Below are 23600 nucleotides of genomic sequence, written 5' to 3'. Positions count from 1 at the left end.
CGCGCAGTTCCCCGCGCCCCTGAAGGGACACGCCCCCAGTGGCCCCGCGCGGGCCCGTCGTGCCCGATCGCGCAGTTCCCCGCGCCCCTGGGGTGGGCCCACCCCAGCCCCCTGAGGGGCGCGGGGAACTGCGCGACAGGCCCCCACCGGCCCGCGGACGGGGACTCGACCTCCTGCCCCCGTGCGGGCCCGTCGTGGCCGATCGCGCAATTCCTCGCGCCCCCGCAGGGTGGGGCGGGCAGGCTCACCCAGGGGCGCGGGGAACTGCGCGACCAGCCCCCACCGGCCCGCGGACGCACACCCGCGCCCAGCGGCGGCGAGCCCGTTCGGCCCGGTCGAGCTGCGCGATCCGCCGGACAGGCGCATGGTGGTGCCATGGAGAAGCGGCCCCCGGTGGTCGTCCATCCGCCGTCCCCGGACGGCGGGCGCGAGGTGACGATCAAAGGCAAGCGCGCGGGCATCGCGTACAGCCTGTTCGACGTGATGGAGCTCGTGCACGGCGCGGGCCTGCCCGCCCACGACACCGCCGTGGACGACCCCCATCTCATCGAGTGGCTGGGCGGCGGCCCCATGGAGTGGACCGGCAAGGAGTGAGCGCACGCGGCCGCCGGGCCGATCCCGACGGCCGCGCCCCGTCGACGCCCCGGTCAGGCCGGCTCGGCCGCCGGGAGCTCCACGAGCCACGGCAACGCGCCCCGGTCGCCCGCCCCGAGGCGGGTGTAGGCGCCGTAGAGATGGTTGCCGACGGTGCGCACGGACAGCGTGAGCCGCTCCGCGATCTCGCGGTTGCTCAGCCCGGCGGCGGCCAGCGTGACGATCTGCCGCTGGCGTGCGGTGAGTTCGCCGAGGACGAGGCCGTTCAGGGCCGGCGTGCGGGCACCCTGGCAGCGGCGAGCGAGCGCCATGGCCCGGGTGCGGGAGACCCTGGCGGCCCGCGGGTCGCGGTGCGCGCCGACGGCCTGGGCGTACGCCTCGGCCGCGAAGAGCAGGAACCCGCGCTCCTCCAGCGCCTCGGCCGCCCGGTCGAGGGCGGGCCCGTCACGGCGGGCGAGCGCGTCCGCGTGGCGCGCGAACACCCCGTCACCGGGCAGCGCGCCCCGCTCGGCACGCCCCAGCCGTACGGCGTCGTAGCCGGCCGGCACGCCCGGGGTCCGGCCAACGGCCGCGACGGCCGCCCGGGCGCCCTCGGTCTCACCACACTGGGTGCCGTGCGGCCTGGCGGTGGGCGTGGTGAGGCCGGGGGTGGCCTGCGGGCCGGCGGTGCCCCCGGCCTGACCGCACTCGCCGCCAGGCCGTAGGACGCCCTCGGTCTCACGCCGCCCGCCGCCGGGCCGCGAGCCACCCCCGACCTCCCCGCGCCCTCCGCCAGGCCGCACGGCACCCTCGGCCTCCCCGCGTCGGGCGGTGGGCCGGGTCGCCGCGGCCGCAGGGGTTCCGGCGATCCGGGGCGCCTCGACCGACCCCGTCGCCTCGACCGGCGCCTGGGCCTCGCCCGTGCGACCCTCCCCCGCCCCCGACTGCGTGACGGCCAACGCGAGTTCCACGCGGCACGCGCGGTCTCCGGGAGCGGTGCGCAGGCCCTCGCGGGCCCAGGCGGCCGCCTCGCGCAGCTCGCCCCGCAGTCGGGCGAACGCGGCGCGCACAGCCGCGTGTTCGGCCGGGACCGGCACCCCCTCCGCGACGAGCCACTCCCCGAGCGGCGCGGACCCGTCGTGTACGTCGGCCTCGGCGATCCGGTACCGCAGCGCGGCGGTCTCCCGCTCCAGGGCGGCGGCGCGATGCCCGGGGGCGCGGGACAGGCGCCCGGCCCGCAGCCGCCCGGCCAGGGCCCGCAGCACCGGCCCGTAGAGGGGGTGCGCGAGCCGGACCCGGCCGTGCTCGTCGGCGTGGACGCAGCCGTCCGCCTCCAGGCGCTCGAGGATGGCCAGGTCGAGGCCGTCCTCGTCCGGCGAGAGCGACAACGGCTCGGCGAACGCGAGCCGTTCGAGCGCGACGCGTTCCCCGGCCCCGGTGCGGTCCAGCACGGCGGCGGCGCGTTCGCGGACGGCGGTGGTGACGGGGACGGGCCCGCGCCAGGCCCACTCGCCGCTGTCGGGCAGCCGGGTGCGCGCGCCGCGTTCGCGCACCGCGCCCGACAGCTCGCGCAGCAGCCGCAGATCGCCCCGGCACAGGCGGTACAGGCGCGTCACGGTGAGCGGATCGGGCCCGCTCCCGGCACCCGCGCCGAGCAGCTGGGCGACCGCCTCGTGGGGCAGCGGCGCCAGCACCAGCCGGGGCAGCAGGTCGCCGGTCCACAGCCTGGACACCGCGTCCGGGACGCGCGGCCCGTCGACGGCGGTCACCAGCAGCCGGGTCCGGCCCTGCACGGCGAGCTGGTGCACGAGTGCGGCGGAGGCGTCGTCCAGCAGATGGGCGTCGTCGACGACCAGCAGTCGCACGTCGGACAACAGGTGCAGCGCGCGGTGCAGGGTCACCGGCTCGGGCAGGAGGTGCGCGAAGGCCGCGAAGGCCGGACCGCGGGTGCCGGGTGTGCCGGTCACCCGGACATGGTCGATGCCGCGGACGGCCTCGACGACCAGCCGGGTCCGGCCGCAGCCGGCCGGCCCGGTGACCACCGCCCCGGCGCGGCCGCCGGTCAAGGAGCGCCGCACCAGCTCCAGTTCGTCGTCGCGACCGGTGAACTGCCAGGGCGGTTCGAGGGCCTTCGGGTCCCGCGCGAAAGTCGTCACGGAAACTAGAGCACGGTTACTCATGCCTGATACAGGGTGACTTGAGTACCCCCCGACTCAGGTGTCCGGCCGCGCGCTGGGGCCAGGCTGGGCGCATGACCGCCCGCTACTGCTCGCTCGCGCAGCAGCCGGACCCGCCGTACGCGCCGGGGCTGGCCGCGCAGCGGCTGAGCGCGCTCGTCGGCGGGCGGCAGATGTGGGTCAACGGCACGGTCCTGCACTACTGCTTCCTCGACGCGGACTCCGACGCGTCGGTGATCCCCGTCCCGGGGACCGGGCAGACCCGGCGGGTGTCCTGGGCGGGGGCCAAGGAGCAACGGGACGTCGTGCGCGAGTGCTTCGAGGAGTGGCAGCGCCTCGGGATCGGGGTGTCCTTCACCGAGGTCGCCGACCGGTCGGAGGCCGAGCTGCGCATCGGTTTCCAGCACGGCGCCGGCTCCTGGTCGGCGGTGGGCCGGGACGCGCTGGCCGTCGGCCTGAACGAGCGCACCATGAACTTCGGCTGGGACCTCACCGCGCCGGGGCAGCGGGGCACGGCGCTGCACGAGATCGGGCACGCGCTCGGCATGTCGCACGAGCACCAGAGCCCGCTCGCCGGCATCCACTGGGACGACGAGGCGGTCTACGCCGACCTGGCCGGTCCGCCGCACTTCTGGAGCCGGGACACCACCTACGTCAACATCCTGCGAAAGCTGGACCCTGACGAGGTCAACGGCGGCGTCTGGGACCCGCATTCGGTCATGCACTACCCGTTCGGGCCGGGGCTGATCCTGGAGCCGGAGCAGTACCGCGGGGGGCTCCATCCGCCCGGGGCGCTCTCGCCCGCGGACCGGGAGTTCGCCCTGCGCTGGTACCCGCCGGCCGGGGCGGCGCGGCCGGGCGCCCTGGTGCCGTTCCGCTCGGCCGCGCTGCGGCTGGCCCCGGGCGGGCAGGCCGACTTCGACGTCGATCCGCCGGAGACCCGCGAGTACCGCGTCGGCACGTTCGGGGCGAGCGACGCCGTCGTGGTGGTCTTCGAGGAGCGCGGCGGCGAACCGCGCTATCTCGCGGGCGAGGACGACGGGGGGACACCGCGCAACGCCACGGTCCGGGTGCGCCTCGTGAAGGGGCGGCGCTATGCCGTCCGGGTGCGCCTGTACTCCGCGTGGGGCACGGGAGAGACGGCGGTCATGTGCTGGTGACGGCACACGACCGCACCGCCGGGACACCGCAACCACGGTCCGGCGCCGGGGGAAAGGGCCGGGCACGTCACCTTCGGGGGAGGGAGACGTGCCCGGCCGCCGCGGTCTGACGGCCGGACCGATCGCTCGCCCCCGAAGGTGACGTGCCCGGCCGCCGCGGTCACCGCATGAGCCCGGTCTGTCCTACGACGCCGCCCGCTCCGCCCGCTCGTCGTCCGGGTGGGCGAGCCCCAGGTGGTGACGCAGGGTCGGACCCTCGTACTCGGTACGGAAGACGCCCTGCTCCTGGAGGAGCGGCACCACCGTGTCGGCGAACTCGTCGAGGCCGCCCGGGGTGATGTGCGGGACGAGGATGAACCCGTCGCTCGCGTCGGCCTGGACGAACTCGTTGATGGTCCGTGCGACGGTCGCCGGGGAGCCCACGAAGGTCTGCCGGTTGCCGGTGTGGATGACCAGGTCGCGGATGGACCAGTTGTTGGCCGCGGCGAGTTCGCGCCACTCGCGGGCGGTGGCCAGCGGGTCCCGGTACATCCGGACCTGGGCGCGGCCCTTGGAGATGTGGTCGTCGCCGACGTCCGGGTCGACGTCCGGCAGCGGTCCTTCGGGGTCGTAGGAGGACAGGTCCCGGTTCCAGACGAACTCCAGGTGCTTGAGCGCGGTGGCCCCGCTGACCTGGGCGCGGCGCACGTGCCGGGCCCGCTCCTCGGCGTCGGCGTCCGTGTCGCCGAGCACGAAGGTCGCGGCGGGCAGGATCAGCAACTGGTCGGACCGACGGCCGTACTTGGCGAGGCGCCCCTTGACGTCGGCGTAGAACGCCTGGCCGGTGTCGAGGGCGGCGTACCGGCTGAAGATGGCGTCGGCACCGGCCGCGGCGAACTCGCGGCCCTCCTCGGAGTCGCCGGCCTGGAAGATCACGGGGCGGCCCTGCGGGGAGCGCGGCACGTCGAACTGGCCGTGGATGTCGAAGTGCTGTCCGGTGTGGACGAAGGAGCCGGCCTTGGCGTCGCGCAGGAACACCCCGCTCGCCTGGTCGGCGACGATCTCGTCCCCGTGCCAGGCGTCGAGGAGTTCACCGGCCGTGGCGAGGAACTCCTTGGCCCGGGAGTAGCGCTCCTCCTGCGGCAGGAAGCCGCCGCGGCGGAAGTTCTCGCCGGTGAAGGCGTCCCAGGAGGTGACGACGTTCCAGGCGGAGCGGCCGCCGGAGAGGTGGTCGAGGCTGGCGAACTGGCGGGCCACCTCGTAGGGCTCGTTGAAGGTGGAGTTGATGGTGCCGGCCAGGCCGAGGTGCTCGGTGACGGCGGCCAGCGCGGCCAGGATCGTGAAGGTGTCGGGCCGTCCGACCACGTCCAGGTCGTAGATGTGTCCACCCTGTTCGCGCAGGCGCAGCCCCTCGGCGAGGAACAGGAAGTCGAACTTGGCGCGTTCGGCGGTCCGCGCGAAGTGGGCGAAGGAGCTGAACTCGATGTGGCTGCCGGCCTCGGGGTCGCTCCACACGGTGGTGTTGTTGACGCCCGGGAAGTGGGCGGCCAGATGGATCTGCTTCAGCGGCTTGCTGCTCATGGGAGTGATCGGCCTTCCGGCTCAGGCGGCGGAGTAGCGGTTGGCGGGGCGGGCAAGGCCCAGCAGGCCGCGCAGGGTGTCGGCCTCGTAGGCGGTGCGGAAGGCGCCGCGGCGCTGGAGTTCGGGGACCAGGCGGCGGCTGACGGCGGGCAGGTCGTGTGCGGCGACCGCGGGGCGCAGCCGGAATCCGGTCAGCCCGGCCTCCGCGAACTCCTGCAGGAGGTCGGCGAGTTGTGCGGGTGTACCGGCGAAGGTCCGGGCGTCGCTGACGTAGGGTTCGCCCGCGAGCTCGTCCAGGCGGGCGCGCCGGTCCTCCGCCGCGGCCTGGTCGTCGTCGAGGAAGACCACCAGGTCGCCGAAGAGGTGCAGCGGTTCGGCGGAGCGGCCGGCCTGCTCCTGCTCGGCGCGGACCTCCGCGACGATTCGGCGGGCGTCGTCCGCGTCGTGCGGGGTGACGTAGCCGAGGTCGGCCTGGCGGGCCACCAGCCGGTAGGGCACGGTCTGGTGGGCGAGGGCGGTGACGAGCGGCTGGCCCTGCGGCGGGCGCGGGGTGATCGACGGGCCCTTGACGCTGAAGTGGCCACCCTCGAAGTCGATGTAGTGCAGCTTGTCGCGGTCGATGAAGCGTCCGGTGGCGACGTCACGGATCTCGGCGTCGTCCTCCCAGCTGTCCCAGAGCCGGCGGATCACCTCGACGTAGTCGGCGGCCTCGTCGAAGAGTTCGGTGACCTGCGCCTGTCCGGCGGGGCCGCGCAGTTCGGCGAAGGTGAGCGGGGACAGGGTGCGGCGGCCGAAGTGGTCGGCCTCGTAGGGCCGGCCGCTGATCTGCACGCGCAGTCCGGCGCGGCCGGAGCTGACGTAGTCGAGGGTGGCGATGGCCTTGGAGAGGTGGAACGGCTCGGTGTGGGTGGCGATCACGGTCGGCACCAGCCCGATGTGCCGGGTCAGGGGGGCGACGCGGGAGGCGGTCAGGACGGCGTCGAGGCGGCCGCGGACCTGGTCGGTGCGGCCGTCGGGGGCGTCGTAGCGGGTGGACTGGAGGCCGAGGCCGTCCTCGAAGGTGACGAAGTCGAGCAGGCCGTGTTCGGCCTCGGCGACGAGTGCGGCCCAGTAGGCGGCGGTGAACAACTCCTTGGGACGGGCGGCCGGCTCGCGCCAGGAGGCGGGGTGCCAGCCGGTGCCGTCCAGGGCTACGGCGAGATGCAGCGGGGATGCGGAGGTCGAGGACACGAGTCGGTGCCTTCCTGGGGGTCCGTACGGGATCGCCGGCCCGCCGCGGGTGCGGCGGGCGCGGCGACGGTGCGCTGATGTCCCGGTGTGGTCAGGAGTTGTCGAGGGGCAGGCCGGGCGGGTTGACCTCGGACTTCGCGACGGCCTCGTTGGAGAGGTTGTACGCCTTGAGCCACTTGGCGTACTGCCCGTTCGCGATCAGGTGGTTGATGGCGTCCGCGATGGGCTTGGCGAGGCCGCTGTCCTTCTTGGTGGTGGCGGCGATCAGGCCCTGGAGGGTGGCCCCGGCGCCGGAGTACGTGCCGGCGCTGCGGGTCGGGTTCGGTGAACTCGCCGTCTGCTTCTCGTGGTAGGCGAGGCCGGGGTTGGCGTTGAAGTAGGCGTCGATGCGCCCGCCGGTCAGGGCCAGGTACGTGGCGTTCTTGCTGGCGAAGTGCTTGACGGTGAGGGACTTGCCCTCCTTCTTCAGCTTGGTCTGCCACTCCAGCAGGATCTTCTCCTGGTTGGTGCCGTTGTCGACGGCGATCGTCTTGCCCGCGAGGTTCTCGTAGTTGTCGTCGAAGTTCCAGGTGCTCTTCTTCAGCACCTCGAAGCCGACGTTGTCCTGGCGGTAGGAGGCGAAGTCGTACTTCTGCTTGCGTTCCTCGGTGTCGGTGACGTTGGCGAGGGCGACATCGGCCTTGCCGCTGTCGACGCCGACGAACATGTTCTCCCAGGTGTAGTTGGACACTTCGGGCTTGAGGCCGAGGACGGCGGCGACCAGCCGGGCCAGGTCGGGCTCGGAGCCGGTGAGGGTCTTCTGGTCGTCGCCGATGAAGGCGAGCGGCGGGAAGCCGTCCGGCAGCGCGCCGACGGCTATCTTCAGCGTGCCTCTTTTGCGTACGGCGGCCGGTAGTTCGGCGCTGATGGACTTCACCTCGGACACCTTCAGGGTGACGGGGGTGGCGGCGCCGTTGGAGTTCTTGCCGATGCTCACCGTCCCGGCGGCGTCGGTCGTGGTGGCGGCCTCGCTGTCGCCACCGCAGGCGGCGAGTCCGGAGGCGAGGGCGGCGACCGCGGTCGCCGCGGTGATGCCGCGGATCAGGCTGCGTCGGGAGATGTGGGTGCGCATGGCTTTCCTTGTCTCGCTGAGGTGCGGGTGGAGAGAGTGGAGAAGAGGTACGAGGGGCAGGCCTCAGAGGACCTTGCTGAGGAAGTCCCGGGTCCGTTCGTGGCGGGGCCGGTCCAGCACCTCGTGCGGTGGGCCCTGTTCGACGATCCGTCCGGCGTCGATGAAGACGACGCGGTCGGCGACCTCGCGGGCGAATCCGATCTCGTGGGTGACGATGACGAGCGTGGTGCCGCTGGTCGCCAGGTCCTTGATGACGGAGAGCACCTCGCCCACGAGTTCGGGGTCGAGCGCCGAGGTCGGCTCGTCGAAGAGGATGATCCCGGGGCGCAGCGCCAACGCGCGGGCGATGGCGACGCGTTGCTGCTGACCGCCGGACAACTGCCGTGGATAGGCGTCGGCCTTGTCGGCGAGCCCGACCCGGTCGAGCAGGTCGCGGGCGAGCCGCAGCGCCTCCGGCTTGGCGAGCCGGCCGGTGGCGACGGGCGCGGCGGCGACGTTGTCGAGGACGGTCAGGTGCGGGAAGAGGTTGAAGTTCTGGAAGACGAAGCCGATGTGGCTGCGCTGGGCGAGGATGGCCCGCTCGCTCAGCTCCTTGAGCCGCTCGCCCTGCCGCTTCACGCCGATCAGCTCGCCGTTGACGCTGACGTAGCCGATCTCGGGCTTCTCCAGGTGGTTGATGACGCGGAGCAGCGTCGACTTGCCGGAGCCGGACGGGCCGAGGATCACGGTGACCTCGCCGGGGCGGACGGTCAGGTCGATGCCGTCGAGGACGCGATGGGCGCCGTACCACTTGTGGACGTCGTGGACCTCGACCGCGGCGGGCGCGGTCTTGTCGAGGGCCGGGGCGGTGGCGGTCATACGGCGGCCTCCCTGCGCAGCCGGGTGCGCAGGTCGGCCAGGGCGGCCCGCGCCTTCTGCAACGGTGTCGGCGGCAGGGTGCGGGTGGCGCCCCGGGCGAAGTACCGCTCGACGTAGAACTGGACGACGGACACCACGCTGGTGAGGATCAGGTACCAGACGGTGGCGACGAGCAGCAGCGGCACGATGTCGCCGGGGTAGGTGCTGCCCATGGACTGCACGGAGCCGAACAGGTCGAGCAGCGACACGTAGAACACCAGCGAGGTGCTCTTGATGAGGCCGATCAGCTGGTTGACGTAGTTCGGGGTGATGGAGCGCAGCGCCTGCGGGAAGACGATGCGGGTGAACTGGTAGCCCCCCGGCAGGCCGAGCGCGGAGGCCGCCTCGTGCTGGCCCTGGTCGACGGAGAGGATGCCGCCGCGGACCACTTCGGCGGCGTAGGCGGCCTCGTTGAGGCTGAGGCCGACGACGGCGACGGCCATGTCGGTGGCGAGTTTCGACTCGTCGAAGGAGATGAACGACGGGCCGAAGGGGATGCCCAGGCTCACCGTCTTGTACAGGGCGCTGAAGTTGTAGAGGAAGATCAGCACGACGATCAGCGGCACGGAGCGGAACAGCCAGGTGTAGGTCCAGCTGACGGCGCGCAGCACGGGGCTGCCGGAGAGCCGGCCGAGCGCGAGGACGATCCCGCCGAGCAGGCCCAACACCGCGCTCAGGGCGGCGACTTCGAGGGTGATGCCGAGGCCGTCGAGGATGGTCGGGCGCAGGAACCAGTAGCGGAAGCGGTCCCACTGGTAGAAGGGGTTGGTGGCGAGGCCGTGGACGATCTGGGCGACGAGCACCACCACGACGGCGGTCACGGCCCAGCGTCCGGGCCTGCGCAGGGGCAGCACCCGCTGGGCGGTGAGCGGCCTGGACGGGGGCTCGGCGGCCGGTGCGTCGACGAGCGACACTACGGCGCCTGGGGGTTCACTCATGGCGGGCTCCGGCTGAGTCGATGGCCCCGGGGCACGGCGCGCGCCCGCCACGGCGACGGCACGGGGGCACGGCGCGGCGGCGTACGGGAGCACACGGGAACCGGGAGCTGGGCGGAGTACGGCACACCGCTCGGGCGGTGTGCGTCAGGAACGCGGGCGGGACGCGGCGAGTTCGGGCCACGGGTGCCGAACGGGAGCTCCGCTCGGCCCCGACGGGCCTGAACACGGATGTCCGGTCGGCCCCGACGGGCCTGGACACGGATGTCCGGTCAGCCCCGGCAGTGGGCCTGAACCGGGATGTCCGGGCGGACCCGGGCGCGGGCCGGACACGGATTCCGGTGGGACCCGGCGGCGAGCCGGCCGGGGATCGAACCGGCCCTCGAGGCGGGGCCGGGTACGGAACCGGTCAGACCCGGACGCGGGCCCGGGCGCGGAATCGGGTGGTCAGACCCGACAGCGGGCGCGGCCCGGTGCGGTACACAGTGCGCTGTTGACGCGGAGCAGATCGACGGCCCGGTCGGCGACCAGGGGCTCCAGGGACGGCCGTACGCAGCGGCGGGAGCGGCGGTTCGCCGTCCTGAGCGCTGCGTACATGTCCGTCACCTGTTCACTCTGCGGGCCCACGAGGGGCCTTCGCGCTTACCGAGATGTCTCCGGTCCGGTCGTCACCTGGGGCACCCCACCGCGGCGCGAGGGTTGCCGGCCAGCGAGCCAGGGCTTGTCGCTGACACTCATGACCGTTCTGGGTCGTAAGTAAGCCAGTTGGCCGGAAGGAAGTCAACGCCGGTCCAATGGGTGGAACGCGGGGAGGCGCGTTCAGTACCTGTCCACCTGGGCGGGGGTGGTGTCGGTGTCCGCGGCGTGCGCCGCCCAGTCCAGGATCTGGACGGCGGCGCCGGCCGCCTCCAGGCCCTTGCAACGGGCGTGGTGGCGGCGGGCGATGCCGTCGAGGTCGAGATGGCCGCCGAACGCCGGACGGGCGGCCAGACGGCGCGCGTACGACCACAGCACGGGATGCGCGGCGAGGCGGTGGACGGCCGCGGCGTCGAGGTGATTGCGGTGCACGGTGTCCAGTTGGACGAGCGAGACCCACAACTCGACGTCGGCAGCGGTGATCTGATCGCGGATCATGTACGTCCGCCCGTCGAGCCAGCGCTCCAGGGCGCCCAGCGTCTCGAAGAGCCGGTCGAGGGCCGCGGCACGCTCCTCGGGTCCGGTGTCGGCGTCCCCGGCGCGCTGGGCGGCGTCCTCGATGCCCGTCGCGCACATCCGCTCGACGGCGTCGAGTTCCGACTCGGCACCGCACGGGTACAGCGCGAGGCGGTCACCGCCGAAGCGCCGGGCCAGGTCGCGCATGATGTCGGGGGCGTGGGTGCTGACGATCCGGCCCGACCAGTCGTCGCTGAGCACGGGGCCGAGGGCGGGCCCGGGGTGGCGGTGGGCGGTCGCCTCGTACAGCGGGAGCAGCGCCGTGTGACCGCCGTCCGGGCCGTCGGGGACAGCGGGCAGGACGGTCACCGGGCAGGTGGCGGACAGTTCCAGCAGGCTGTGGGCGACGGCGATGCGCAGGCCGCCCGGACAGGACGTCGACAGGTGCAGGCGGTAGCGGCCCGGCACGGCGTAGTGGCCGCTGCGGGCGTCGCACCCGATGCGGCCGCGGAACGCCGGATGGGGCTGCGCGGACGGGTGGGCGGCGATGGGCAGGACGGACATGTGTCTCCCCGGGGTGGGCGCGCGGGTGGGCGCGCGGCGGTTGCGACAGGGTGGCGGCTGGGTTGGGGGGTTGGGCGGTTCCGGAGCCGGGTGGGCGGACGGATGCTGAGGAGCGCGCGCCGAGAGGACGGTGTCCACGGGACACCGCCGGCCGAGGTTCGCCCGGGGACGCGCGGGGCTCAGCCCAGGGGCCTGATCGCGCTGCACACACGCAGCAGGTCGATGTGTCGGCGGGTGGTCAGAAGGGGCGACGGCCACGGCGTGCCATGCACTGCGCTGGTGACCGGCTGGAGGCGCCCCATGCTCTTCCCTACCTGTTCACTAGGATTCCCACCTGGAGTGTCGATCCGCGCGCGAGCCGCGTCAAGGGGGCGTCCACGCCTGGGACATCGGAGAGTCCGAAAGGGCGGCCGGAGACCCGGCTCAGCTCGGGCCGGTCCCCCGGCCGCCCGTCGTCAGCAGCCGCTCCAGCCGGTCGAAGCGCTCGTGCAGCGCGCGGGTCTCCTCGCGCAGCCGGTGCGCGCGCTCCCGCCGCTTCTGCTCCCGGCCCACGAACCAGGTGGCCAGCGCCGCCGTCACCATGCCGTACGTCGTGATGCCGACCACCATCACCACCACGGCCACGACCCGCCCCCACGGCGTCACCGGATACAGGTCGCCGTAGCCCACGGTGGTCGCGGTCTCGACGGACCACCACAGCGCCAGGGGGTACGACGTGATGGTCGCGCGGTGCGCTCCGTCCTCGGCGGCGACCACCGCCCAGGAGCCCAGGACCATGACCGCCACGAGGACGGCCGTCGCCGCACCCGCCGCCTTCAGATGCAGCGAGCGGCCGTCGCGGCCGAGCAGGATCTCGACCGCCCTGGTGAAGAAGCCCGGCAGCATGATCACCCCTTCGGCCCCGGCATGGGCCAAGTGTCGCGGCGGGGGCGGGTCCGGGCACGCCGGACGGGGCGTTCGAGTTGCCGCGCGGGGCGGCAGGGCGTGGCCTGGAGAAAGGGAACGGCACATCCGGGAAGGCGGCCCCGCACATGACGGACGGTGGGCGACCGGAGGCGTACGGCGGGGCGCCGCCGGACGCGGTGCCCGAGACGTTCGCGTTCCGGTGCCGTGACTGCGGCAACGCCTGGGAGGCCACCTTCCGGGTGGTGTTCGTGACCGACCCGACCGCGGACCCGGCCGGCCCCGGCCCCGGCCCGCAGGAGTACGTCGACGAGGCGGGACGCGCGATGCGCACACCGCTGTCCGACGCGGTCTGCGCCCGCTGCGGAAGCCGCCGGGTGCGGGTCGCCGCGCCGGACGCGTGAGCCGGTCCGTACGACGACGGGGCCGCCGCGGACGCCTCTGTACGGGACCGAACGACCAGGCGCCACCCCGTGCGCGACCCGTGACGGCACACCCACGGACCCCGTGACGGGACGCCCCGGACCCCGTGCGGCACCCTTCCCACCCGGTGTGCCATGTGACATATTACTGCCGTGGGGAAGCGACTGACCTGCGATGTCGTGGTCGTCGGAGCCGGCATGGCGGGTGCGGCATGTGCCCTGTACGCGGCTCGGGCGGGCCTCGACGTCACCCTCGTGGACCGCGGCCCGGTGGCCGGCGGCACGACCGGCGCGGGCGAGGGCAATCTGCTCGTCTCCGACAAGGAACCCGGCCCCGAACTGGACCTCGCCCTGCTGTCGGCCCGCCTGTGGACGGACCTGGCGGACGAGTTCGGGGCGTCGATCGAGTACGAGGCCAAGGGCGGGGTCGTGGTCGCGGACACGGCGGACGCCCTCACCGCGCTGACGGGCTTCGCCGCCGGGCAGCGCGCCGCGGGGGTCGAGGCGGTCGCCCTCGCCCCGGACCGGCTCGCCGAACTGGAGCCGCACCTCGCGCCGGGCATGGCGGGCGGGGTGCTCTATCCGCAGGACGCCCAGGTCATGCCCGCCCTGGCCGCCGCCCGCCTGGTCCGGTCCTCCGGCGCGCGGCTGCTCGCCGGGCACACGGTGACCGGGGTGCTGCGCGGCCCCGGCGGCGCGGTCGCGGGGGTGCGGACCGACCGCGGCGACCTCCACGCCCCGGCCGTGGTGAACGCCGCCGGCACCTGGGGCGGCGAGCTGGCCGCGCTCGCCGGGGTGCACCTGCCCGTACTCCCCCGACGCGGCTTCGTCCTGGTCACCGAGCCGCTGCCACGCCTGGTACGGCACAAGGTGTACGCCGCCGACTACGTGGCCGACGTGGCGAGCGACTCGGCGGCGCTCCAGACCTCGCCGGTCGTCGAAGGCACCGCCGCGGGGCCGGTGTTGATCGGCGCGAGCCGCGAACGGGTCGGCTTCGACCGGTCGTTCTCGCTGCCGGTCGCGCGCGCCCTGGCGGCCGGGGCGACCCGGCTGTTCCCGTTCCTGGAACACGTACGCGCGCTGCGCGGCTACTTGGGCTTCCGGCCCTACCTGCCGGACCATCTGCCCGCGATCGGCCCCGACCCGCGCGCGCCCGGCCTGTTCCACGCCTGCGGGCACGAGGGCGCGGGGATCGGGCTCGCCACCGGCACCGGCCACGCGCTCGCGCGGGTGCTGACGGGCCTGGCACCGGAGATCGACCTGACGCCGTTTCGCCCGGAGCGCTTCGAGAAACCGGAGGAGGCCGTGACGGGATGACCAGGGACTCGTGGGGGCGGGGCGCATGGACCCGCTGAGGCTGGCGCGGGCCCGCCCGGAGCCCGCGTTCACGGTCACGTTCGACGGCCGGGAGATCGAGGCCCTGCCCGGCCGGACGATCGCCGCCGTGCTGTGGGCCGCGGGCGTGACGTCGTGGCGGACCACGCGCGTCGGCGGCCGGCCGCGCGGGGTGTTCTGCGGCATCGGCGTGTGCTTCGACTGCCTGGTGACCGTCAACGGCCGCCCCGGGCAACGCGCCTGCCTGGTCGTGGCGCGGCCGGGCGACACCATCCGCACCCAGGAGGGGACGGGCCACGATGACACGTGACCGGACGCCCCGGCTCGCGGTGATCGGCGCGGGGCCCGCGGGCCTCGCCGCCGCCCTGGCGGCCGCCGCCGGGGGCGTACGGGTCACCCTCGTCGACGCGGCCGCGCAGGCGGGCGGACAGTTCCACCGGCAGCCCGCCGCCGCGCTCGGGGCCCGGCTCCCGCGGGCCCTGCACCACGGCCGCGGCACCTGGCAGCGGCTGCGCGGGGAGCTGTCCGAGCAGGTGGCGGCGGGCCGTATCACTCACCTGACGGATCATCATGTCTGGTATGTGGAGCGGGAGTCCGAGGACAAGGGCTTCACGGTGCACGCCCTGCTCGGCCCCGGCCAGGAGGAGGGCGTGGCGGTCCGGGCCGACGGCGTCCTGCTGGCCACGGGCGGCTACGAGAAGGTGCTGCCGTTCCCCGGCTGGACGTTGCCCGGTGTCGTCACGGCGGGCGGCGCGCAGGCGCTGCTCAAGGGCGGTCTGGTGCTGCCCGGCCGCAGCGCGGTGGTCGCCGGCACGGGGCCGCTGCTGCTGCCCGTCGCGACCGCGCTGGCCGCGGCGGGCGCCCGGGTCGCCGCGCTCGTGGAGTCCGCGGACCCTCGCGCGTTCCTGCGGCACCCCGGGGCCCTCGCCGCCGAACCGGCGAAGCTCGCCGAGGGCGCCGCCTACGCACTGCGGCTGCTGCGCCACGGAGTACGGGTGCACACACGGCACACGGTCGTGGCGGCGCATGGCGCGGATGGGGGGCAGCTCGGGGCCGCCCCGACCGGGGAGCGTCTCGGGGACAGCGGAGGCGACCCGGACGGGGAGCGCCCCACGAGCAGCGGAAGCGACCCGGACCGAGAACAACCCACGAGCAGCAGAGGCGGCACAGACCAAGAGCGACCCTCGGGCGGCGAGGGCCGCAGGGACGGGAAGCGGCCCCCGGGTGGCGGGGACCATAGGGGTGGCGGGGACAGCAGGGACGGCGAGCACCCCGCGGGCGGCTCGAGCAGCGCGGGCGGTGGGCGCGGCTTCGGCGGCGGACCGCGTCCCGACCGTCTCACCGCCGTCACCGTCGCCGCCCTGGACGACCACGGCCGCGTCCGCCCCGGCACCGAACGCCGGATCCCCTGCGACACGTTGGCCGTCGGCCACGGCCTGATCCCGCACACCGACCTGGCGGGACCGCTGGGCTGCCGCCTGGACGGCGCGGCCGTGCAGGTCGACGCCGAACAGCGCACCAGCACGCCCGGGGTGTGGGCCGCGGGCGAGACCACGGGCGTCGGCGGCGCCGAACTCGCCCTGGCGGAGGGGGAGATCGCGGGCCGCTCGATCGCGGCGCGACTGCACGGCCGGGAACCCGACCCCGCGTCCTGGGTCGCGGCGGCCCGACTCCGTGCCCGGCAGCGGCGGTTCGCCGCCGCGCTCGACGACGCGTACGCGCCGCCCGCCGGTTGGACGGAGCAGGTCACCGACGACACGGTGGTCTGCCGCTGTGAGGAGGTCACCGCCGGGGCGGTACGGGACGCCGCCGCGCTGCTCGGTGAGGTGCGCGACCTGCGCACCGTGAAACTGCTGACGCGGGCCGGGATGGGCTGGTGCCAGGGCCGGATCTGCCGGTACGGCGTCGCGGGCGTCGCCGGCTGCGAACCCGCCCCGGGCGGCATCCCGTTCGCCCGCCCGGTGCCGCTCGGCGTACTCGCCCGCCACCCCGCCGAGGAACCCCCTCCCGGCGAGGAACCGGCTCCCGCCGCGGCCCCCGCCGATCCCGGGCCCCCACCCGATCGCGCGGTTCCCCTCGCCCCTGACGGGCCCTCGGCGCGGCCTCCCAGGGGCGCGGGGAACTGCGCGACCAGCCCCCACTCACCCGCACACGAAGAACGACCCGAGGAAGGAGCCCCATGACCGAGAGCCCCCACCCCCGCACCCGCACCCGCCCCTGGCACGGAGTCCTCGTCGCCACCGCCCTCCCCCTCCGCGACGACCTGTCCGTCGACCACGACCGGTACGCCGAGCACTGCGCCTGGCTGGTCGCGAGCGGCTGCGACGGCGTCGTACCGAACGGCTCGCTCGGTGAGTACCAGGTGCTCACGCCCGAGGAGCGGGCACGGGTCGTCGAGACCGCCGTGGCCGCCGTCGGCGGCGCGCGGGTGATGCCCGGGGTCGCCGCGTACGGCTCGGCCGAGGCCCGCCGCTGGGCCGAGCAGGCCCGCGCGGCCGGCTGCGCCGCGGTGATGCTGCTGCCGCCCAACTCCTACCGCGCCAACGAGCGTTCGGTGCTCGCCCACTACGCCGAGGTGGCACGGGCGGGGCTGCCGGTGGTGGCGTACAACAATCCGATCGACACCAAGGTCGACCTGGTGCCGGAACTGCTCGCGCGGCTGCACGGCGAGGGTCTTGTGCACGCCGTCAAGGAGTTCTCCGGCGATGTGCGCCGCGCCTACCGCATCGCCGAACTCGCCCCGGAACTGGACCTCTTGGCGGGCGCGGACGACGTACTGCTGGAACTGGCGGTCGCCGGGGCGAAGGGCTGGATCGCCGGATACCCCAACGCCCTGCCGTCCGCGTGCGTCGCGCTGTACCGGGCCGCCACCGACGGCGATCCGGCCACCGCGACCGCCCTGTACCGGCAGTTGCACCCACTGCTGCGCTGGGACAGCCGGGTGGAGTTCGTGCAGGCGATCAAGTTGTCGATGGATCTGGTGGGCCGCCACGGCGGTCCGGTGCGGCCGCCCCGGATGCCGTTGCTGCCCGAGCAGGGGGCGGCCGTGCGCGCGGCGACCGGGAAGGTCCTGGCGACCGGCCTCGCGTAGACCCGGAACCGAACGCCTCGCAGAAGGGGACCGACATGCGCAGCAAGCTCGTCCTGCACGCCGTCGACTCGCACACGGAGGGGATGCCGACCCGCGTGATCACCGGCGGGATCGGCACGATCCCGGGCTCGACGATGAACGAGCGCCGCCTGTGGTTCCGCGAACACCGCGACGACGTCAAGCAGTTGCTGATGAACGAGCCGCGCGGGCACGCGGCGATGAGCGGCGCGCTGCTCCAGCCGCCGACCCGCCCCGACTGCGACTGGGGCGTCGTCTACATCGAGGTGTCGGGCTATCTGCCGATGTGCGGGCACGGCACGATCGGCGTGGCGACCGTGCTCGTCGAGACCGGGATGGTGCCGGTCGTCGAGCCGGTCACCACCATCCGCCTGGACACCCCGGCGGGCGTCGTGGTCGCCGAGGTCGCCGTCGAGGACGGCGCGGCGACCGCCGTCACCCTGCACAACGTCCCCTCCTTCACCGTCGCCCTGGACCGCGAGGCGACGCTGCCGGACGGGCGACGGGTGACGTACGACCTCGCCTACGGCGGCAACTTCTACGCCATCGCACCGCTGGAGCGGTTCGGACTGCCCTTCGACCGGGCCCGCAAGGACGACATCCTCGCGGCGGGCCTCGCGCTGATGGAGGCGATCGGCGCTTCGGACGAGCCGGTCCATCCCGAGGACCCGACCATCCGGGGCTGTCACCACGTGCACCTGTACGCGCCCGGTGCGACCGCGCGCCGCTCACGGCACGCGATGGTGATCCATCCGGGCTGGTTCGACCGATCCCCCTGCGGCACGGGCACCAGCGCGCGCATGGCGCAGCTGCACGCGCGCGGCGAACTGCCGCTGCGCACCGAGTTCGTGAACGAGTCCTTCATCGGCACCCGGTTCACCGGGCGGCTGCTCGGCACCACAGAGGTCGCCGGGGTCCCGGCGGTGCTGCCCAGCTTCACCGGCCGCGCCTGGATCACGGGCACGGCCCAGTACCTGCTGGACCCCCGGGACCCGTTCCCGGCGGGATTCGTCCTGTAGCGGGCAACCGGCTGTCACGGCACGGCCGCCGTCTCGTTCGTACGGTCGATAATGTCCGTGACCCCTCAGGAGGACCTCGATCATGGTCGCGCAGCATCCCCCCGCCCTGCCCGTGCTGGGTGGTCGCAAGCCCAGCTACCGGGAGCGCGTCGCGGACGCGCTGCGGGCCGCGCTGATCACCGGCGAGCTGCGGCCCGGCGAGGTGTACTCGGCGCCCGGTCTCGCCACCCGGTTCGGCATCTCCGCGACCCCGGTGCGCGAGGCGATGCTCGACCTGGCCAAGGAGGGACTGGTCGACACGGTGCCCAACAAGGGCTTCCGGGTCACGGCGGTGTCCGAGCGGCAGCTCGACGAGTACACGCACGTCCGCGCGCTGATCGAGATCCCCACGACGGTGGCGCTCACCGCCACGGCCGCCCCGCCCGCGCTGCGGGCGCTGCGCCCGGCCGCCGAGGAGATCGTGCGGGCCGCCGAGGCGGGCGACCTCATCGCTTACGTGGAGGCCGACCTGAGCTTCCATCTGGGCCTGCTCACCCTGTCCGGCAACGGGCATCTCGTGGAGGTGGTACGGGACCTGCGGCGCCGTTCCCGGCTCTACGGCCTGACCGCGCTGGCCGACGCGGGCCGGCTGCGGGCGTCGGCGGAGGAGCACCTCGAACTCCTCGACGCCCTGCTGGCACGCGACGAGGAGTCCGTACGCGAGGTCATCACCCGGCATCTGGGCCATGTCCGCGGCCTGTGGGCGGCCCGCGCCTGACGCACGGCTGCCCCCGCCCACCTACTCCACGCCCACCGTCTCCACTCCCCGCCTCTCGGCTCCCGCCCCTTCCCCGGCAGCGCCTTGACAGACCCGGCAGCGCCTTGACAGAGCCATTGCACTGCACGGTACAGTCCAAACATCTCGCACCACTCAGTACGCCATCGACGCATGGCATGAGAAGCAGGGATGACACCGTGAAACTCCAGATCATCGCGGGCAGCACCCGGCCGGGCCGGCTGGCGTTGCCCGTGGCCCGGTGGGCCGCCGAAGCCGCGGCGAAGCAGGGCGACTTCGAGGTGGAACTGGTCGATCTCGTCGACTACGGCCTGCCGTTGCTCGACGAACCCGGCCACCCCCGGGCCGGCCGCTACGCACACGAGCACACCCGGCGGTGGAGCGCGAAGATCAAGGAGGCGGACGCCTTCGTCTTCGTGACCCCGGAGTACAACTACGGCCCCTCGGCGAGCCTGTTGAACGCCGTGAACTACCTCCACAACGAGTGGATGTACGCCCCGGTGGGCTTCGTCAGCTACGGCGGCATCGCGGGCGGCCTGCGCTCCGTGCAGGTGATGAAGCAGATCGTCACGACCGTGCGCATGATGCCGATACCCGAGGCGGTCGCGGTCCCGTTCGTGATGCAGCACATGAAGGACGGGGAGTTCACCCCGCCCCCGCCGGTCGCGGGGTCCCTCGCACCGATGCTCTCCGAACTCGCCCGCTGGGCGGACGCGCTCCACCCGCTCCGGACGGCTCCGCCCCCTCCCCCGCCGCCGCTGCCCGGCCCCCCGTCCGCGAACACGCCGCCGCCCGGGACCCCCTGACCGGCAGCGGGCGCACGGCCGCCGCGCCACGCCACGCGACGCCTCGCCACACGACGGAACCCGGACCGGTCAGGGGGACACGCGCGGCCCCCAGGAGAAGACACCCCCGGCGCCCTCGGGAACCCTGGGCAGCGGCCCGGCCTCCCCGTTGCGCAGGGACCGCAGGAAGACGACCGCCGTCCAGCGGGCCAACTCCCGCAGGAACACCGCGCCGTAGGTCTCCCCCAGGGCCAGCAGCGCGTCCATCTGGACGGAGGCCGCCGCCATGCGGATGAACAGCCCGGCGTACGCCTGCGGGTCCGGCAGCGTGTACCCGTGCCGGACCGCGTCCTCACGGAGGGTCGTCTCCACCACGTCGACGGCGTGCGGCACCCCCAAGGAGCTCACGGTGTCGACCAGTTCGGGATACCGGGACGACTCGGCGGCCATGACCCGCACGAAGGCCAGGTACTGCGGGGCGCTCGTCGCCTCCAGGACCTTGAAGAAGATGTGGGCGAGCCGGTCCTCGGGATCGTCGGCGGACGCGAGGACCGCACGGTCGAGGTCCAGGTCCAGAGCGGCACCGGCGCGTTCGGTCACGGCACGGAAGAGCCCGAACTTGTCGCCGAAGTAGGTGTAGACGGTCGTCTTGGACACGCCGGCGCGGGCCGCCACGGCGTCCATCGTGGTCCGGTCGAAGCCGCCGGACAGAAACAGCTCGACGGCCGCGTCGAGCGCGGCCTCCCGCTTTCCCGGCGCCTCTTTCCGCACATACGTCTGCTCGGTCATCTCGCCCCTCTCCGAAACCCTGACCCGTCACTGTGCCCCCATTGACCAACGGATGAACTATACCGTACGGTCCAATTGAACTGGACGGTTTAGTCCAAAGGTCAGATCCGGCACCAGGCGCCCCCTCACCTCCCCGCCCGAAGGAGCCCTCCATGAGCCATCAGCCCCCGCACGCGACCGGCAGCGGCACCACCACCGAGTCCGAGTTCCTCAGTGACACCGGCCGGCGCATCCGGGACGCGTCGCGCGCCCTGATCCCCCTGCTGCGCGCGGACGCCCAGGCCGGCGAAGCCCTCGGCGCCCTGCCGCCCGAGACCCTCCGGGCGATGCACGAGGCAGGCGTCTTCAAGATCTGCGTGCCGGTCGAGCTGGGCGGCCACGCCCTCGGCGCCCGCGACACCGTCGAGATCGTCACGGCGCTCGGCGAGGGCGACGGCTCGGCGGCCTGGACGGTGTTCGTGGCCGGCGGCATCCGCAACCTCCTCGGATTCCCCGAGCAGACCGTCGACGAGGTGTTCAAGGAGATCGACTCGTGGATCGGCCCGCTCGCGGTGGGCGCCTCGGTGTTCTCCACCAGCGTGGGGACGGCCCGCCGGACGGACGGCGGCTGGCTGGTCTCCGGACAGTGGGCCTTCGGCAGCGGCTGCAAGCACGCCGCCTGGGCGGTCGTGGGCGTCGGCCACGAGGGCGCGGACGGCGACCCGCGCCGGGGCATGGCGGTGCTGTCGCGCGAACAGTTCACGATCCTGGACGACTGGAAGGTGATGGGCCTTCAGGGCACGTCCAGCAACAGCGTCACCGTCGACGGGGAGGCCTTCGTCCCCGACCACCGCTTCGTCGACATCGCCGACTTCCCCGCGGTCATGGACAGCGTGCAGCGGCGCTACTCCGGCATCGGCTTCCGCAACGGCACCCGGGCGCTGATGCTGATCACCTGCCTCAGCAATGTCGCGATCGCCCTCGGCATGGCCCGCGGCACCCTGGAGTGCTTCACCGAGCAGGCCAAGGCCCGCAGGCCCTTCAACCTGCCCTACCCCAGGGTCGCCGACATGCCCTCCGCCCAGGTCGCCGTGGGCACCGCCCGGGCCATGGTCAACCTCGCCGGAAACACGATCCTGCGCCACGCCGACGAGGTGGACCGCCGCGCCCTGGCCGGCACGGACTTCACCCCCGACGAGGAGTCCGAGATCACCATGGACCTCGTCTACGCGGTGCGGCTGTGCGCCGATGCCATCGACCGGCTCCAGCTCACCCTCGGCTCCTCCACGGTCGCCCTGAAGAACCCGGTGCAGCGCTTCGCCCGGGACGTTCGCGTGCTGGCCACCCACGGGGCGATCCGCTTCGACCCGCTGGCCGAGCTCAGCGGCCGCCAGGCACTCGGCCTCCCCCCGTTCCCGATGTTCGCCGGCGGCGTGCCCCAGGTGGGCTGAGCCCCTCCCCCCATTCCGTACGACCCCTGCATTCCGTACGACCCCTGCGCCGTCGCGGATACGACCCCCACGCCGTACCAGAGAGGACTGATGACCTTGCCCAGTCACCCACACACTTCACCGGGGACGGGAGACCGCGCGCCGCGACCCGATCCCGTGGCCGCGCTGGACGCCCGCACGCTGCGGGAGGCGTTCGGCAACTTCCCCAGCGGGGTGACCGCCGTCTGCGCCGTGACCGACGAGGGCCGGCCGACCGGCCTGGCGGTGGCCTCCTTCACCTCGGTGTCCCTGGAGCCGCCCCTGGTGTCGGTGTGCCTGCAACTCTCCTCCAGGACCTGGCCACGGCTGCGGGAGCTGCCGCGGCTCGGACTGAGCGTGCTCGGCGAGGACCAGGGAGCCCTGTGCCGGGCGCTGGCCGGCCCGGAGCAGGACCGGTTCACCGGGGCGGGCTGGGAGGCCGACGACGACGGGGCGGTGTTTCTGCACGGCGCCGTCACCTGGTACGCCTGCACCCTGCGCGCCGAGGTGCCGGCGGGCGACCACTGCATCGCGCTGCTGGAGATCGACCGGCTGTGGACACGGCCCGCCTCCGAGCCCCTGGTCTTCCACGGCAGCCGCTTCCGCCGGCTGGAGAGCCAGGAGCGGGCGGCACGGCCCGCCGCCTGACCGGTCGCCCGAACGGGCGAGCGGTATCGTCGTAGCCCGGACGAGAAGGGGTGGTCGGCCGATGGCGTCTGCCACGGGGTCAACGCAGCGCCTGTCCGCGGAGCGCAAGCACGAGATCTACGACGCGGTCCTCGAACTCCTCCGCGAGGTGGGGTACCAGGGGCTGTCCATGCCGACGCTCGCCGCACGCGCCCGGTGCAGCACCGCCACGATCTACCGTCAGTGGCAGGGCAAGGCGGGCCTGGTCGTCGCCGCGCTCACCAGCCGCCGTCCCGGACCGCCGCTCGACATCGACACCGGCTCGCTCCGCGGCGACCTGCACGCCCTCGTCCGGCGCCTGCCCGACATCGCGTCGGAGGAGACCGAACTGCTCGCGGCGCTCGCCCATGCCGCCATCCGCAACGATGAGGTGGGCCGGGTGATGCGCGAGGAGATCGCGGGACCGGCGGGCGTGATGATCGACAGCATCCTGGACCGCGCGGTCGCACGCGGCGAGATGGCGCCGGACAACCCGGCACGGCGCTACTGCCACTACATGATGATGTCCGTGGCGATGTCACGGCACATCATCGACGGCGTGTACCCGGACGGCGAGTTCCTCGTCGGCCTCATCGACTCCACGCTCGTCCCCGCGCTGACCGAGGGCGCACCCGAACACCACTCCTGACTCCGCATCTCTTGCGCTCCCCCCGGGGAGGGCGTAGCTTCTCCAGCGAAACGGATATGTTTCGTTTCGATCAATTCCGGTGACGCTCCGGGAGACCCGCCCCGGCGACGGCGCGGACTCGCCCGGCACCGCGAGCCGCGCCCCCGGGCGGCACCGCGCAGCGCCCCCTTGCCGCCACACCCGAACCCGGGCCGCGACCCCGAATCCGGCCCCCCGCCCCGGCCCCTCCGCCTTCCCGGCCCTCACGCACCCATAACCACCGAATGCACTGATCCGTACAGTTCAAATCTTGTAGCCACGGAGATTCCGATGACCGCGACACCCCCGCCGCTCCCCCACCC

The 23600-nt window shown here is 73.8% G+C and carries 23 protein-coding genes and 1 riboswitch; of the genes, 13 read left to right on the top strand and 10 right to left on the bottom strand.

The genetic code is table 11. From position 1 onward, the window contains the following. The first annotated feature begins 375 nt into the window (after positions 1 to 375). The gene (locus WN71_RS37295; RefSeq protein ID WP_046588313.1) at positions 376 to 594 is read left to right on the top strand and encodes a hypothetical protein; all 219 of its coding nucleotides are present in this window, start codon (positions 376 to 378) and stop codon (positions 592 to 594) included. Between the two features lie 53 nt (positions 595 to 647). Here WN71_RS37295 and WN71_RS37290 read toward each other — a convergent pair whose 3' ends face one another. After that, complete coding sequence (locus WN71_RS37290) at positions 648 to 2753, bottom strand: helix-turn-helix transcriptional regulator (protein ID WP_046588315.1); 2106 nt, start codon at positions 2751 to 2753, stop codon at positions 648 to 650. A 71-nt stretch (positions 2754 to 2824) separates the two neighbouring features. Between WN71_RS37290 and absR1 the strand changes: the two genes are divergently transcribed. Continuing rightward, positions 2825 to 3910 carry a beta-glucuronidase AbsR1 gene (absR1, locus tag WN71_RS37285; RefSeq protein ID WP_046588317.1) on the top strand — a complete coding sequence of 362 codons (1086 nt, stop codon included), beginning with the start codon at positions 2825 to 2827 and terminating at the stop codon, positions 3908 to 3910. A 183-nt stretch (positions 3911 to 4093) separates the two neighbouring features. On the opposite strand, the gene WN71_RS37280 is transcribed toward absR1, so the two are convergent. From WN71_RS37280 to WN71_RS37250, 8 genes are all read right to left on the bottom strand, one after another. After that, complete coding sequence (locus tag WN71_RS37280) at positions 4094 to 5470, bottom strand: NtaA/DmoA family FMN-dependent monooxygenase (RefSeq protein ID WP_046588319.1); 1377 nt, start codon at positions 5468 to 5470, stop codon at positions 4094 to 4096. Positions 5471 to 5491: 21 nt separating this feature from the next. Beyond that, a complete protein-coding gene (locus WN71_RS37275; RefSeq protein WP_046588321.1) occupies positions 5492 to 6700 on the bottom strand; it encodes an LLM class flavin-dependent oxidoreductase in 1209 nt (402 codons plus the stop codon). Between the two features lie 91 nt (positions 6701 to 6791). Then, positions 6792 to 7811, bottom strand: a complete 1020-nt coding sequence (locus WN71_RS37270) for an ABC transporter substrate-binding protein (protein WP_046588323.1) — start codon at positions 7809 to 7811, stop codon at positions 6792 to 6794. Between the two features lie 63 nt (positions 7812 to 7874). Further along, on the bottom strand, positions 7875 to 8669 hold the full coding sequence (locus WN71_RS37265) for an amino acid ABC transporter ATP-binding protein (protein WP_046588325.1): 795 nt from the start codon (positions 8667 to 8669) through the stop codon (positions 7875 to 7877). Continuing rightward, complete coding sequence (locus WN71_RS37260) at positions 8666 to 9646, bottom strand: amino acid ABC transporter permease (protein WP_046588327.1); 981 nt, start codon at positions 9644 to 9646, stop codon at positions 8666 to 8668. Before WN71_RS37260 ends, WN71_RS37265 begins: the two co-directional genes overlap by 4 nt. Before the next feature lie 444 nt (positions 9647 to 10090). After that, positions 10091 to 10249, bottom strand: coding sequence for a hypothetical protein (locus WN71_RS42120; protein ID WP_167382997.1), 159 nt, complete (start codon positions 10247 to 10249; stop codon positions 10091 to 10093). 27 nt (positions 10250 to 10276) lie between these two features. After that, a riboswitch (SAM riboswitch) is annotated at positions 10277 to 10385 on the bottom strand. A gap of 77 nt (positions 10386 to 10462) precedes the next feature. Continuing rightward, positions 10463 to 11359 carry a glutathione S-transferase C-terminal domain-containing protein gene (locus WN71_RS37255; protein ID WP_046588329.1) on the bottom strand — a complete coding sequence of 299 codons (897 nt, stop codon included), beginning with the start codon at positions 11357 to 11359 and terminating at the stop codon, positions 10463 to 10465. Between the two features lie 423 nt (positions 11360 to 11782). Beyond that, positions 11783 to 12244, bottom strand: coding sequence for a potassium channel family protein (locus WN71_RS37250; protein WP_046588465.1), 462 nt, complete (start codon positions 12242 to 12244; stop codon positions 11783 to 11785). Positions 12245 to 12390: 146 nt separating this feature from the next. Between WN71_RS37250 and WN71_RS37245 the strand changes: the two genes are divergently transcribed. The 8 genes from WN71_RS37245 to WN71_RS37205 all read left to right on the top strand — a co-directional run bounded on the left by WN71_RS37245 (position 12391) and on the right by WN71_RS37205 (position 19728). Then, positions 12391 to 12666, top strand: coding sequence for a hypothetical protein (locus WN71_RS37245; RefSeq protein WP_052743110.1), 276 nt, complete (start codon positions 12391 to 12393; stop codon positions 12664 to 12666). Positions 12667 to 12837: 171 nt separating this feature from the next. Then, entirely contained in the window at positions 12838 to 14001 is a 1164-nt protein-coding gene (locus WN71_RS37240; protein ID WP_046588330.1) for an NAD(P)/FAD-dependent oxidoreductase, read from the top strand. A gap of 25 nt (positions 14002 to 14026) precedes the next feature. After that, entirely contained in the window at positions 14027 to 14329 is a 303-nt protein-coding gene (locus tag WN71_RS37235; protein ID WP_046588332.1) for a (2Fe-2S)-binding protein, read from the top strand. After that, positions 14319 to 16202, top strand: a complete 1884-nt coding sequence (locus WN71_RS43065) for a (2Fe-2S)-binding protein (RefSeq protein ID WP_240529898.1) — start codon at positions 14319 to 14321, stop codon at positions 16200 to 16202. The genes WN71_RS37235 and WN71_RS43065 overlap by 11 nt, the downstream gene beginning before the upstream one ends. Beyond that, the gene (locus WN71_RS37220) at positions 16199 to 17110 is read left to right on the top strand and encodes a dihydrodipicolinate synthase family protein (RefSeq protein ID WP_046588333.1); all 912 of its coding nucleotides are present in this window, start codon (positions 16199 to 16201) and stop codon (positions 17108 to 17110) included. The genes WN71_RS43065 and WN71_RS37220 overlap by 4 nt, the downstream gene beginning before the upstream one ends. Before the next feature lie 35 nt (positions 17111 to 17145). Then, entirely contained in the window at positions 17146 to 18147 is a 1002-nt protein-coding gene (locus tag WN71_RS37215; protein ID WP_046588334.1) for a proline racemase family protein, read from the top strand. 82 nt (positions 18148 to 18229) lie between these two features. Further along, positions 18230 to 18904: a GntR family transcriptional regulator gene (locus tag WN71_RS37210; protein ID WP_046588340.1), complete on the top strand. Its 675-nt coding sequence runs from the start codon at positions 18230 to 18232 to the stop codon at positions 18902 to 18904. A gap of 197 nt (positions 18905 to 19101) precedes the next feature. Beyond that, on the top strand, positions 19102 to 19728 hold the full coding sequence (locus tag WN71_RS37205; RefSeq protein WP_240529897.1) for an NADPH-dependent FMN reductase: 627 nt from the start codon (positions 19102 to 19104) through the stop codon (positions 19726 to 19728). Positions 19729 to 19797: 69 nt separating this feature from the next. Here WN71_RS37205 and WN71_RS37200 read toward each other — a convergent pair whose 3' ends face one another. Beyond that, positions 19798 to 20496, bottom strand: a complete 699-nt coding sequence (locus tag WN71_RS37200; protein ID WP_052743111.1) for a TetR/AcrR family transcriptional regulator — start codon at positions 20494 to 20496, stop codon at positions 19798 to 19800. A gap of 152 nt (positions 20497 to 20648) precedes the next feature. Between WN71_RS37200 and WN71_RS37195 the strand changes: the two genes are divergently transcribed. The 3 genes from WN71_RS37195 to WN71_RS37185 all read left to right on the top strand — a co-directional run bounded on the left by WN71_RS37195 (position 20649) and on the right by WN71_RS37185 (position 23259). Then, on the top strand, positions 20649 to 21926 hold the full coding sequence (locus tag WN71_RS37195; protein WP_046588342.1) for an acyl-CoA dehydrogenase family protein: 1278 nt from the start codon (positions 20649 to 20651) through the stop codon (positions 21924 to 21926). A 156-nt stretch (positions 21927 to 22082) separates the two neighbouring features. Next, on the top strand, positions 22083 to 22592 hold the full coding sequence (locus WN71_RS37190) for a flavin reductase family protein (protein WP_240529896.1): 510 nt from the start codon (positions 22083 to 22085) through the stop codon (positions 22590 to 22592). Positions 22593 to 22653: 61 nt separating this feature from the next. Next, entirely contained in the window at positions 22654 to 23259 is a 606-nt protein-coding gene (locus tag WN71_RS37185) for a TetR/AcrR family transcriptional regulator (protein ID WP_046588346.1), read from the top strand. Positions 23260 to 23600: the final 341 nt, after the last annotated feature.

Origin of the sequence: Streptomyces mangrovisoli (assembly GCF_000974985.2) — a bacterium.
GTDB classification, from domain to species: domain Bacteria; phylum Actinomycetota; class Actinomycetes; order Streptomycetales; family Streptomycetaceae; genus Streptomyces; species Streptomyces mangrovisoli.
The sequence above is the reverse complement of the archived record's forward strand: the minus strand, read 5'-3'. Positions and strand labels throughout refer to the sequence as shown.

Coding starts and splice junctions, on each gene's coding strand:
- WN71_RS37260 (WP_046588327.1), bottom strand. CDS start 9,646: ATGAGTGAACCCCCAGGCGCCGTAGTGTCGCTCGTCGACGCACCGGCC.
- WN71_RS37295 (WP_046588313.1), top strand. CDS start 376: ATGGAGAAGCGGCCCCCGGTGGTCGTCCATCCGCCGTCCCCGGACGGC.
- WN71_RS37235 (WP_046588332.1), top strand. CDS start 14,027: ATGGACCCGCTGAGGCTGGCGCGGGCCCGCCCGGAGCCCGCGTTCACG.
- WN71_RS37200 (WP_052743111.1), bottom strand. CDS start 20,496: ATGACCGAGCAGACGTATGTGCGGAAAGAGGCGCCGGGAAAGCGGGAG.
- WN71_RS37270 (WP_046588323.1), bottom strand. CDS start 7,811: ATGCGCACCCACATCTCCCGACGCAGCCTGATCCGCGGCATCACCGCG.
- WN71_RS37210 (WP_046588340.1), top strand. CDS start 18,230: ATGGTCGCGCAGCATCCCCCCGCCCTGCCCGTGCTGGGTGGTCGCAAG.
- WN71_RS37280 (WP_046588319.1), bottom strand. CDS start 5,470: ATGAGCAGCAAGCCGCTGAAGCAGATCCATCTGGCCGCCCACTTCCCG.
- WN71_RS37245 (WP_052743110.1), top strand. CDS start 12,391: ATGACGGACGGTGGGCGACCGGAGGCGTACGGCGGGGCGCCGCCGGAC.
- WN71_RS37265 (WP_046588325.1), bottom strand. CDS start 8,669: ATGACCGCCACCGCCCCGGCCCTCGACAAGACCGCGCCCGCCGCGGTC.
- WN71_RS37195 (WP_046588342.1), top strand. CDS start 20,649: ATGAGCCATCAGCCCCCGCACGCGACCGGCAGCGGCACCACCACCGAG.
- absR1 (WP_046588317.1), top strand. CDS start 2,825: ATGACCGCCCGCTACTGCTCGCTCGCGCAGCAGCCGGACCCGCCGTAC.
- WN71_RS37185 (WP_046588346.1), top strand. CDS start 22,654: ATGGCGTCTGCCACGGGGTCAACGCAGCGCCTGTCCGCGGAGCGCAAG.
- WN71_RS37290 (WP_046588315.1), bottom strand. CDS start 2,753: ATGAGTAACCGTGCTCTAGTTTCCGTGACGACTTTCGCGCGGGACCCG.
- WN71_RS37250 (WP_046588465.1), bottom strand. CDS start 12,244: ATGCTGCCGGGCTTCTTCACCAGGGCGGTCGAGATCCTGCTCGGCCGC.
- WN71_RS37255 (WP_046588329.1), bottom strand. CDS start 11,359: ATGTCCGTCCTGCCCATCGCCGCCCACCCGTCCGCGCAGCCCCATCCG.
- WN71_RS43065 (WP_240529898.1), top strand. CDS start 14,319: ATGACACGTGACCGGACGCCCCGGCTCGCGGTGATCGGCGCGGGGCCC.
- WN71_RS37220 (WP_046588333.1), top strand. CDS start 16,199: ATGACCGAGAGCCCCCACCCCCGCACCCGCACCCGCCCCTGGCACGGA.
- WN71_RS37215 (WP_046588334.1), top strand. CDS start 17,146: ATGCGCAGCAAGCTCGTCCTGCACGCCGTCGACTCGCACACGGAGGGG.